Consider the following 9,975-nt stretch of genomic DNA (forward strand, 5'->3'; position numbering starts at 1 on the left):
CCGCGAGTTCCGCGGCGTCCTCTCGCGGCTGGAGGCCGAGAACATCGTCCGCTTCGAGACGGAGATCCACGAGGGCGGGTTCGACATCAGCGACGTTCGTAAGATCCGGTAGCGGGCGCAGTCCGACCCGACCTTCCGCCCGTCTCCCGATCGAGTGGCGCCCGCCGAGTATCGATCTGGAGAACGCCGCGACAGGTTACTTAAGCCTCGCCGCTCAATGTCACGTAGATGACGGAGGACCCGCGATGAGCGACCTCGACCCGGCGACGGCCGCCCTCGACGCCGCCGCCGAGGACGCCGGCGTGAGCCGCGAGGAGCTCCTCAAGCGCGCGCTCGTCGCGCTCGCGGAGTCCGAGGGGATCGATGTCCCCGACTCCGACGAGGTGGCGGCGATCGAAGCGCGCCTCGACGACCTCGACGAGGAGCTCGACGAGAAGGTTGCGGACCTCCGGGAGCGGTTCGTCGACCTCTACCGCGAGGTGGAGGCGCTCGACTCGGGCGAAGCCGCCGAGGACGCGCAATCGTCGGCCCCCGGGCTCGCCGACGCGGACGAGGCCGAATCGCGGGTCGACGACCTCGCCGACGAACTGGAGGAGGTCGCCGCCCGGCTCGACCGCCTCGACGCGGCCGCCGCCGACGCGCCGTCCTCGGATCGGGTCGACGACCTCGACGACCGGCTGGACGCCGTCGACGACCGACTGGACGCCGTCGACGCCCGGCTCGATGACCTGAATGCCGTCGGCGACCGCCTCGACGCCTTCGACGAGCGGCTCGGTGGGGCGGAAGACCGCTTCGATGCGGTCGAAGAGCGGGTCGACAGCGTCGACGACCGCCTCGACGGCGTCGAGTCGGACCTCGCGGGGATCTCCGCGGACGACCTGACCGAGATCGACGAGAAGCTCTCGCGGGTCGCGAACGCGGTCGTGAAGCTCAAGCGCCGGCTCGACGCGGCCGAGCGCGACCGCGCCGACCGAGAGCGCGTGGACGCCCTGACGCGGACGGCGAACCGCCACGGCGTGCGGACCGCGGACTGCGGCCACTGCGGCGGCGGCGTGGAACTGGGACTGTTGTCGGCGCCCGAGTGCCCCCACTGCGGCCGCCGGTTCGAGGACTTGGAGCCGAACGCCGGCTTCCTCGGGACCTCGAAGCTCCTCGTCACGGACAAGCCCGCCATCGACGGCGACGTCGCGGACGGCGACGGGACGGACCGAACGGGAACCGCCGCGAGCGACGGCGGACCCGACGGAGAGTACCGATGAGCGACGACGACCGATCGGACGGCGACGACGACCGATCGGACGGCGACGGCGCACCGGAAGGCGACCCCTTCGGCGGCGGACTCTTCGACGACGAGCCGACCGACGAGGTCGACGAAGCGTTCGACGCGCCCGACAGAGACGAGGCCGACGAGGCCTTCGGCGCGCCTGACGGAGACGAGACCGACGATCCCTTCGCGGCGCTCGGCGGCGGGACCGAGGGAAGTGCGGGCCCCGTGACCGGGTCGGACGGCGACGCGACCGGCGGCGCGCCACGCGAGGACCCGGAGCCGCGCGCGCCGGGGGACGACCCGTTCGCCGATCTGGACACCGACGGCACGGCGGCCGACGAGGACCCGTTCGAGTCGATGGGGACCGGCGAAGTCGGCGAGGAGGACGTCTGGGAGGCGCTCGACGAGGAGGCGTCGGTCGGGACCGACGCGACGGCGTTCGACGACCTCGGCGCCGACGGGGAGGTGGGCGGCGCGGCGACGCGCTCGCCGGGCCCGACATCGGACGCCGGGAGGGCCGGCGACGAGCACGTCGTCGACAAGCGGAGCTACTGCCAGCGGTGCCCGCACTTCACGGCGCCGCCCGAGACAGCGTGTGCGCACGAGGGGACCGAGATCGTCGAGTCGGTCGACTTCTCTCAGTTCCGGGTCCGCAACTGCCCGATGATCGACGCGGACGACCCCGCCTTCGACGGCGAGTAACCGGAACCAGTTCCTTCGGGTCGCCTGCGTACTCCCGACCGATTTCTGAACACGTTCAAGCGCGTTCGCCCGGGAGTGGCGCGTCACGTGATAGGATCCCTCTCGAAGTCGGACCACCCCGTCGATTTCGGGTCCGGGGAGGTCACCGGCGCGATAGGGGATTCGATTACGGTGATCCCGCTCGTCGTGGCGCTGGCGCTGTTGACGGACGTCTCGCTGCCGCACGCGCTCGCCGCGTTCGGCGCGTTCCAGATCGTCTGGGGCGTCCGGTACGGGCTACCGATCTCGGTCGAGCCGATGAAGGCGCTGGCCGCGCTCGCGATCGCGGGCGCGCTCACCTACGCCGAACTCGCGCTCGCGGGGGTTATCCTCGGCGCCGTCCTCCTCGCGATCGGCCTCTCGGGGACGCTCGGGTACGTCGAGCGGTGGATCGGCGAGCCGGTCATCCGCGGCGTCCAGTTCGCGGTCGGCCTCGTCCTCTTGGAGACGGGGCTCCGACTCGCGGCCGACGACCCGCTCGTGGCGCTCGTCGGCGTCGCGATCGCCGCCGTGTTCGCGCTCACGGGGCACGGGAAAGCGAGTGCGCTGGCCGTCGCCCTCGTCGGCGTCGCGGCCGCGCTCGTCGTCGCCGGCGTCCCCTCGCCGCGGCTGCCGGGCGCACCGCCGACGCCGGCGTTCGGCGCGGCGCTCACGCGCGCCACCGTTGACGGCGTGGTCGCGCAGCTGGCGATGACGATCGGCAACGCCGCGCTGGCGACCGCGCTCCTCTTCTCCGACCTGCTCGACGCCGACGTCACCCCCGACGAGCTGTCGACGAGCATGGGGGTGACGAACCTGATCGCGGTGCCGCTCGGCGGGGTTCCGATGTGTCACGGCTGCGATGGGGTCGCCGGCAAGCACGCGTTCGGCGCGCGCACCGGCGGCGCGAACCTCGTCCTCGGGGGTGGCTACCTCGTCGCCGCGCTCTTCGCCACGCCCGCGCTGATCGCGGCGTTCCCGCTGGCGATGCTCGGCGCGCTGCTGGCCGTCGTCGCCGTCTCCCTCGCGCGCAACGTCACCGACTCGGGGAACCGTGCGCTCTCCGTCGGTATCGGCCTCCTCGCGCTGGCGACGAACCTCGGCGTCGCCTTCCTCGTCGGGATCGCGATCCACCTCGCCTGGGAGCGAGTCCGAGTGAGCGACTAGGCCGCTGAGCGGACGCGCCAGTTATATATGAAACTGCTGCGGCGCGCGCCTGCGAGCGGTCGCCACCGGCGGCCGCGAGCCAGCGCGTGCGAGGGAGTCGCTCGCCGAGCGAAGCGAGGGCGACCGACGAGGGTGGGGAGGCGTGAGGTGCGGCGCGGTGCTGTGTGGGGTGGGACTCAAAGTGGCACGCGAGGGCGCCGCAGGTGACGCAAGGACCGCAGGGAGTGAGCGAAGCGAACGACTGAGGACCGAAGCGAACGTGCGGCGCCCTCGCGGCTGGAGCTTTGGAGGTACTCACCGACGACACGACGGTGTTTATTTATAATCGAGCAGCTGGGGTTTTGGGGGTATACGCCGTCGATCACTCGACGACACCGAGACCCCGGGACACGTGCCTCACCCCACGCGGCGTATTCGACCGTACCCCCCGAACCTAAACCGCTCGCCCCCATGCGATACTCGTATATGCAGTTCTGTGACGACTGCGGCTCGATGATGGTCTCTCGCGACGGGGAGATGGTGTGTCAGAACGACGGCTGCGGCGCGACGACCGAACGCGACGAGGCGCTCGCCGCCGAGTTCGAGTCGACCACCGAACAGACCGGCGACGAGGTGATCGAGACGGAGGAGGGCGCGAACTTCGAGGGGAAGCCCACCGCGACCGACGTTGTCTGTGACGAGTGCGGCCACGGCGAGGCGTGGTACACGATCAAACAGACCGGCGCCGCCGACGAGCCGCCGACGCGCTTTTTCAAGTGTAAGGAGTGTGGCCGCCGCTGGCGGGGATACAACTGACCGCGATGCCGCCGGGAGGTCGACGGACTCGGCTCGTCCGCGCGCTCGCCGCCCTTTCGCTCGCCGCGCCCGCGGTCTTCCTCGTCGGCCGCGCCGTCGGCTTCTGGCGCGTCAGGCTCGCGGTCGGGAAGCTGCTCGCGCTGCTGCCCGACGACGGCGCCCCCGATCACGTCCGAGTGCTGCCGCCGCCGGCCGACGAGTACGCCGGAACGCTCCAGACGACCCCCGCTGAGACCCGCGAGCAGCTCCCCGAGCAGGGCTTCTCCGAGCTCATCCGGGCCTACTTCCACGCGTACGACCGCGACGGGGAGGCCGTCCACGAGGTCGGTAGCTTCGTCCACCGGCCCGAGGGCCTCACCGGCGACTGGCAGGTCCACGTCCGGCTGTTCCCCGCGCCCGACGGCGCCACCGAGGTGTGGGCGCACTGGGAGCGGAACCCGTACGTGGCCCCGCTGGCGCACCTGCGGATGGAGGGGTACGACCCGGCCCGCGGCCAGCGGATGGCGGCCGAACTGATCGATGACCTGCGGTGCGCGCGCGACGACGGGGCGGCGTGAGCCGGCGCGCACCGGCAGTTCGTGCGTTTCAATAACGCGTCACCAACTAACACACACCATAGCACTGCGTTCTGGCGATTTATTCGAGTTGGACGGAATTGAGCGCGTAAATTCGGCCGAAACGCGGCCGAATCCCGCTGTAGCGTTTGGACGGTTCATAGGGCACGGGGCGGGAGGTGGGGCCACGATGAACACCGAACGCATCGCACTGATCGCGGTGACGCTGGCGCTCGTCGTCGGCGGCCTCGCGACGCTGTTCGCACCGACCGTCGTCGCCGGCCCGGGCGGCGCTCCCGGGCAGGCGGCGGTCACCACCGCCGTCGCCGACGGCGGACTCGGGTCGCTGTTCGGGCTCGCGCTCTGGGGCGTGACGCTCCTCTTCGGCGCGACCGCGCTCGTCTGGTTCGTGTTCGCGGCGGTCGTGGGTGCGGGCCACGAGACGCCGCCGAACGAGTACGGCCTCGACGAGATCCAAGTCCGCATCATGACCGTCGACGCCGCCGAGGTCGTTCAAGAGACCGTCGACTCCCTGCCGGAGGGGCTCGACGACGTTCACGTGATCGCGGAGTCGCCCGTCGACGTGACCGGCGCGACGGTCCACGCCGTCCCGGAGGCGTTCACGTGCGACGCGGTCCGGAAGGGCCGCGCGCAGGAGTGGGCACGGCAGTCGCTCGACTGCGGGAAGGCGTTCGTCCTCTACCTCGACGAGGACAGCGTTGTCGAGTCGCTCGACGGGCTCCCGGACGCTGACATCGTTCAGCTCCGCGAGAAGCCCCGGCTCACGGGGTCGAACCTCAGCTACTTGGCGGACATGTACCGGATGGGCGTCCAGATCGAACAGCGCGCGTTCGCGCGCCTCTCGATTCCCCTGTTCGCGTGGGGCGGCGGCATCGCGGTCCGCAGCGAGGTGGAGGACGAAACCACGTGGGACCGTGAGACGCTCGTCGAGGACACCGCGTTCGTCTGGGCGGCCTTCCGCGAGCTCGACGTGACGTTCGCGCTCTCGGACGCGGTCTGCCGCAACGAGGCGCCGCCCTCGCTGTACGAGATCCTCCAGCAGCGCCGCCGCTGGGCGGCCGGGAACGTCCGGGCGTCGACGATGCTCCCCCTGCGCTACGAGCTGTTGACTAGGGTCCGCAACTACGCGTGGGCGCTCTCGCCGATCGTCACCCTGCTCGTCGTCCCGTTGTCGCTTCTGGGCGTGACCATCGCGCACAGCGGGCTGTTCTTCGCCGCGTCGATGGGGCTGGCGCTCTGTACGCTGGGCTGGTTCCTGCTCTGCGTCCGGTACTACGGCGACGACCACCGCCGCTGGGCGCTCGCGGTGCCGCTGGCGCCGCTCATCACCGTCGTCCACTCGATGGGGACGGTCGCTGGGATCGTCAACCCGCCGGAGACGTTCCGGGTGACGACGAAGGTCGGCAGCGAGTAACCGCTCCGAGCGCGGCTACGACCCGTCGCGAAGCCGCGGCCCGAGGAACGCCGCGACCGCCTCGCCGACCTTTCCGCTCCGCCCGACGAAGAAGTGATCGGACTCGAACGCGACCGTCTCGACGCCCAGTTCCGTCGCACGTTCGACCACCGGCTCCCAGTCCGCCGTCGAGTCCCGCGTCGCGTACAGGACGCGAACCGGGACGCCCCGGTCGACTATCTCTCCGAGCGCGTCGACCGCGTCGGTGTCGGGGTTCAGGCGGGCGGTCGGCGCGAGCGCGCAGACGCCCGTCAGCTCGGGCCGCGACGCGGCCGCGACGAGTGCGACCGTGCCGCCGAACGAGAAGCCGAACAGCCCGACGCGGTCGTAGCGCTCGCGCGCCCAGCCGACCGCCCGGTCCGCGTCGGTGGTCTCGCCGTACCCCTCGTCCCAGTCGCCGTAGTCGAAGCGGAGGCAGTCGACGCCGCGGTCGGTCACGGCGTCGGAGACGGCCACCAGCCGCTCGTCGCCTCGGTGGCCGCGCTGCTGGGGATGCGGCGGGCAAGCGACGACGACCGCATCCGCGGACGGCGCGTCGGCCGAGGCGTCGCTCGCGGCCGTATCAAGGGTCGCGCGCACGTCGCGACCGCCGGGGATCAGGACGGTGTCGCTCATCGGGATCGGGCGGTCGGGTCGACGCCCGTCAGGGCACCTGTGTCACGCGATCGACGCCGTCGAGTTCGACGAGGTCGCCCGCGAGCGCCTCCTGATCGACGGTCGCCTCGTAGTAGAACACGATGTCGAACGTGCCGTCGCGGAGGAGCTGCTGGCACTCCCAGACGAACGCCTCGTCGTCGAGCGTCAGTCCTTGGAACTGGTTCGACGAGAAGTCCGTGTCGTCGTTGCCGGCCTCGATGTACGTCTCGCCTTTGCCCGCGTGCTCGGCGATGACCTCGTTGGCGGCGACCGTCAGCTCGTGCATCTCTAGGTCCTCCTCACCCTCGAGATTCGTGTGGACGATACAGCCCACCAGCTCGATGTCGCCGGGCTCTAAGAGGGCCTTCGCGCGGGTGTACAGGTCCGAATCGACGGTCTCGCTCATGTCTCTCCCTTCCGGCTCCCGTAATAAACGGGTGACGGTTCGCGGGGCGGGTCGGGGCCGGCCGCGACGCGTCTCAGCGACGGAGCGACACGACGACGGCGCCCCCGTCGGCTTGGACCAGCGCGTCGTCCGCGAGGTCGTCGACGAGCCCGCGGAACCACTCACAGCCGTGTTCACCGCCCGGCGCGTAGTCCACCCGAATCCGGTTGCCGAGCGCGTCCGGCGCCATCTCGTCGTGCTCGCCGAGCAGGCGCACGATCCGACCGCGGAACTGCCGGCGGCTCCCCTCGAAGCCGGGCTGTTCGGGCGCGTCGGGCGCGGTGAAGTTTCAGGTCCGGGAGGCGTGACAGCACTCGCGACACGAGCAGCCGGCCTCGTCGCAGCGGGGCTTCTTGCCCTAGGCGACGCCGCCGAACTCCATGATCGCGTTGTTCCGCACCCGGGACTCGCCCGCGGGCATGGGCCGGGAGGCGACCCGCTCGAACGCGTCGTCGTCGTCCGAGACGTCGAACGCGCGGTGATTGCGGCAATTTATTACACATAAAATAGCTCAAATATCGGCAGCAACTGAGAGTGGCTGTTGCCGAACATTCCCCGAATGTCCGTATCAGAGTGGCAATCTATCTCTGAGCGACTGGAACGCGAGTCGTCCGAGCAACTGGCTGGGGCCGCGCTTTGGCAGGTCGCGGGCGACGTTCATCGTACTCGGTGGCTCACTCTCACCGATGCCTAGCTCCCACTCCGTCTCCGACTCGAAACGGTCTACCGCGGCCTCGACGCGGTCGCGCACCGCATCAGTTTCCATGGTCTTCACGTCACCGGCTTTCATCAGTACGTCGCCGTCCACGATAACCGTCTCCACATCAGCCGGCGCTGCGTTGTTAGTCACCTGCGCCGGGATGTTGGTCAGCGGGGTGAATTTCGGCTTCTCGACGTCCAGCAGAATGACGTCGGCGCGCTTGCCGGGTTCGAGGCTCCCGATCTCGTCGCCGACCCCGAGTGCCTCTGCTCCTTCGATGGTGAGCATTCGTACGAGCTCCATCGAGTCGTACTGGCCGGTCGAGCGCTTGAGGTTTGCTGCGAGCCGGGCTTGCCTCGCCTCGCCGAACAGACTGTAGGAGTCGTGCCAGTAGTGGTCGTCGATACCCAGGCCGACATCAACGCCCGCGGCGCGGAGTTCCGGCACCGGCGTCCACTGTACGTCGCCGCCCGTGTTCCAGTAACAGAAAATCGACGGGCAGTGTGCGACCGACGCGTCTGCTTCGGCAGTCCGTTGGATGTCTTCGTCGTCGGCGAGCCGGAAGTGCGCGGCTACAAGTCGGTCGTCCAAGAGGCCAACGTCATCGAGAAGGGCGAGCGAATCCTCGGCGCCATTCGACCGCGCCATCGTGTTGCTCGCCTCCAGTTCGAGCAGGTGCGTGTGGACGAGCAGGTCGGGATACTCGTCAGCGAGTTCGGCGGTGTGTTCCCACAGTTCGCGGGTACATGACCAGTCGTCGTGGGGGTTGATCGTCGCCCGGATGCGGCCGTCGTACGCGCCGTGGTACTCATCGATGAACTCGCGGGCGCGGTCGAACTGCTCTTCGACGGAAACGTCCCAGAAGAGGTCGGAGAGCGCCATCCCGAAGAATCCGCGCAGGCCCGCCTCGCCGAACGTTTCTGCGCCCCCGCCGGGACGGACGTCCATCGAGTTGACGGTCGTGACCCCACCACTGAGGAAGTTCAGTGCGGCGAGTTCGTACCCCGCCCGGGCGAAGTAGTCGTACTCGCCCTCGGCGATGTGGCCGAATATGGCGGTCATCCCACTCATCATTTCCATGAGGTCGAGGTCGCTGAACGCGCCAAGCAGCGGCGTCAGTTCGAGATGGGTGTGCGCGTTGACGAGACCTGGCATCACGAGTTTGCCTTCGCCGTCGATGACCAAGTCGGCCGCTAACTCCGCGTCATCGTCCCGAGATGACCGCACGTCGGTGATCCGGCCATCCTCGATGAGCACCGTTCCTCGCTCGTAGAGTCGATTTCGCTCGTCCACCGTGAGAACGAACGCATCGTGAATCACACAGTCAGCCGTCATTTCCTCCCACCCGTCAGCGTCGTGTGTAGCTGTAATTATTAGTATCTATTTCCCTCAATTGGCTCTGTTGAAATCCTTAGAGGTTGATATGTTTTTGCGGTCGTGCTGAATATAGAGGTTAGATTCAGCAATCGATTGGTCGCGTCGCAAAGTCCTCTAGAGTTTGCCGCTGAGCGTCTCGACAGCACTTCGTACAACTGAAAATACTGCGTTAGAATGGCGTGCACCAAGTGTACGTGATTTGAGAGCGTTAGAGATAGCAGCCCGAGTAGTCTACGCAACCACCACTCGAAACTCTAGACCGCTTTGCGACGCGAGAAAAACTTGTTACAGTGACTTTTTGAGTGATAGATATGAGTCTCCTCAAAGAACTCGTAGCAGGCCTAAAAGGGTGGGCTATTATGGAGCTGAGTGGGTGGCTGGTCGTGCTCATTGCGGCGGTCGTTTTCGTCGTGACCCTGATCGCTGGCAGTGCGTTGTTCGGTGACGCGGCCGGATTGGCTATTGGAATCAGCTCCGCACTGCTCGTCGCGTTTGTTGTTGGACCACGTCTTCGAAACCGGTTCCGAGACGGTCAACAGTAGTGTGTGCGGCAGTCGACACACAGAAGACAATCCACCGGTGTAACACATCCCGACGATTAAAACTCGAAGTCAGCACGCCAGTCCAGTTGATTGGTCGTGTCGTTTGGCTACGTACATTATGTGGAGAGAGGATCGACTGAGAAGCTGTCGTGACCGACTTGCGCCCTCTATTCAGCACGCCGTTTATATCAGATTTAGAGGATTTCAACAGAGCCCCTCAATTGAGAGCGCGGGTACGCTCCGCGGGTTCTCCCTTCTTGACATCCTCCCCGCGCTGAAGCGCTGTCTCTTACCCATA

At 68.0% G+C, this 9,975-nt stretch carries 10 protein-coding genes and 2 pseudogenes; 8 read left to right on the forward strand and 4 right to left on the reverse strand.

The window, feature by feature from the left end:
* The 7 genes and pseudogenes from Z052_RS07015 to Z052_RS07045 form a co-directional block, all read left to right on the forward strand.
* A pseudogene (locus tag Z052_RS07015) lies at positions 1-112 on the forward strand (HTR-like protein); the annotation flags it as partial.
* A gap of 133 nt (positions 113-245) precedes the next feature.
* Positions 246-1,259, forward strand: coding sequence for a hypothetical protein (locus Z052_RS07020; RefSeq protein ID WP_094519249.1), 1,014 nt, complete (start codon positions 246-248; stop codon positions 1,257-1,259).
* The gene (locus tag Z052_RS07025) at positions 1,256-1,969 is read left to right on the forward strand and encodes a hypothetical protein (protein ID WP_094519248.1); all 714 of its coding nucleotides are present in this window, start codon (positions 1,256-1,258) and stop codon (positions 1,967-1,969) included. Before Z052_RS07020 ends, Z052_RS07025 begins: the two co-directional genes overlap by 4 nt.
* A gap of 87 nt (positions 1,970-2,056) precedes the next feature.
* The gene (locus Z052_RS07030) at positions 2,057-3,154 is read left to right on the forward strand and encodes a putative sulfate/molybdate transporter (protein WP_394338384.1); all 1,098 of its coding nucleotides are present in this window, start codon (positions 2,057-2,059) and stop codon (positions 3,152-3,154) included.
* Between the two features lie 465 nt (positions 3,155-3,619).
* Positions 3,620-3,949 (forward strand): transcription factor S, encoded by a 330-nt coding sequence (locus tag Z052_RS07035; RefSeq protein ID WP_049930661.1) that lies wholly within the window; start codon positions 3,620-3,622, stop codon positions 3,947-3,949.
* 5 nt (positions 3,950-3,954) lie between these two features.
* Positions 3,955-4,506: a hypothetical protein gene (locus Z052_RS07040; protein WP_086215639.1), complete on the forward strand. Its 552-nt coding sequence runs from the start codon at positions 3,955-3,957 to the stop codon at positions 4,504-4,506.
* A 187-nt stretch (positions 4,507-4,693) separates the two neighbouring features.
* A complete protein-coding gene (locus Z052_RS07045) occupies positions 4,694-5,938 on the forward strand; it encodes a glycosyltransferase family 2 protein (RefSeq protein ID WP_094519247.1) in 1,245 nt (414 codons plus the stop codon).
* A 15-nt stretch (positions 5,939-5,953) separates the two neighbouring features.
* Here Z052_RS07045 and Z052_RS07050 read toward each other — a convergent pair whose 3' ends face one another.
* The 4 genes and pseudogenes from Z052_RS07050 to Z052_RS07065 all read right to left on the reverse strand — a co-directional run bounded on the left by Z052_RS07050 (position 5,954) and on the right by Z052_RS07065 (position 9,093).
* Entirely contained in the window at positions 5,954-6,592 is a 639-nt protein-coding gene (locus tag Z052_RS07050) for a CocE/NonD family hydrolase (protein ID WP_049930665.1), read from the reverse strand.
* A 28-nt stretch (positions 6,593-6,620) separates the two neighbouring features.
* A complete protein-coding gene (locus tag Z052_RS07055) occupies positions 6,621-7,019 on the reverse strand; it encodes a DUF5778 family protein (protein WP_049930667.1) in 399 nt (132 codons plus the stop codon).
* 73 nt (positions 7,020-7,092) lie between these two features.
* Positions 7,093-7,539: pseudogene (locus tag Z052_RS07060) on the reverse strand (A/G-specific adenine glycosylase); the annotation flags it as partial.
* 87 nt (positions 7,540-7,626) lie between these two features.
* Entirely contained in the window at positions 7,627-9,093 is a 1,467-nt protein-coding gene (locus Z052_RS07065; protein WP_049930668.1) for an amidohydrolase family protein, read from the reverse strand.
* A 353-nt stretch (positions 9,094-9,446) separates the two neighbouring features.
* Between Z052_RS07065 and Z052_RS07070 the strand changes: the two genes are divergently transcribed.
* The gene (locus tag Z052_RS07070; protein WP_049930670.1) at positions 9,447-9,677 is read left to right on the forward strand and encodes a hypothetical protein; all 231 of its coding nucleotides are present in this window, start codon (positions 9,447-9,449) and stop codon (positions 9,675-9,677) included.
* Positions 9,678-9,975 lie beyond the last annotated feature (298 nt).

Origin of the sequence: Halorubrum sp. C191 (assembly GCF_002727095.1) — an archaeon.
In the GTDB taxonomy this organism is placed as follows: domain Archaea; phylum Halobacteriota; class Halobacteria; order Halobacteriales; family Haloferacaceae; genus Halorubrum; species Halorubrum ezzemoulense.

Excerpts from the sequence above, each read along its gene's own strand:
- Z052_RS07020 (WP_094519249.1), top strand. The coding sequence starts at position 246 with ATGAGCGACCTCGACCCGGCGACGGCCGCCCTCGACGCCGCCGCCGAG.
- Z052_RS07025 (WP_094519248.1), top strand. The coding sequence starts at position 1,256 with ATGAGCGACGACGACCGATCGGACGGCGACGACGACCGATCGGACGGC.
- Z052_RS07035 (WP_049930661.1), top strand. The coding sequence starts at position 3,620 with ATGCAGTTCTGTGACGACTGCGGCTCGATGATGGTCTCTCGCGACGGG.
- Z052_RS07040 (WP_086215639.1), top strand. The coding sequence starts at position 3,955 with ATGCCGCCGGGAGGTCGACGGACTCGGCTCGTCCGCGCGCTCGCCGCC.
- Z052_RS07045 (WP_094519247.1), top strand. The coding sequence starts at position 4,694 with ATGAACACCGAACGCATCGCACTGATCGCGGTGACGCTGGCGCTCGTC.
- Z052_RS07050 (WP_049930665.1), bottom strand. The coding sequence starts at position 6,592 with ATGAGCGACACCGTCCTGATCCCCGGCGGTCGCGACGTGCGCGCGACC.
- Z052_RS07055 (WP_049930667.1), bottom strand. The coding sequence starts at position 7,019 with ATGAGCGAGACCGTCGATTCGGACCTGTACACCCGCGCGAAGGCCCTC.
- Z052_RS07065 (WP_049930668.1), bottom strand. The coding sequence starts at position 9,093 with ATGACGGCTGACTGTGTGATTCACGATGCGTTCGTTCTCACGGTGGAC.
- Z052_RS07070 (WP_049930670.1), top strand. The coding sequence starts at position 9,447 with ATGAGTCTCCTCAAAGAACTCGTAGCAGGCCTAAAAGGGTGGGCTATT.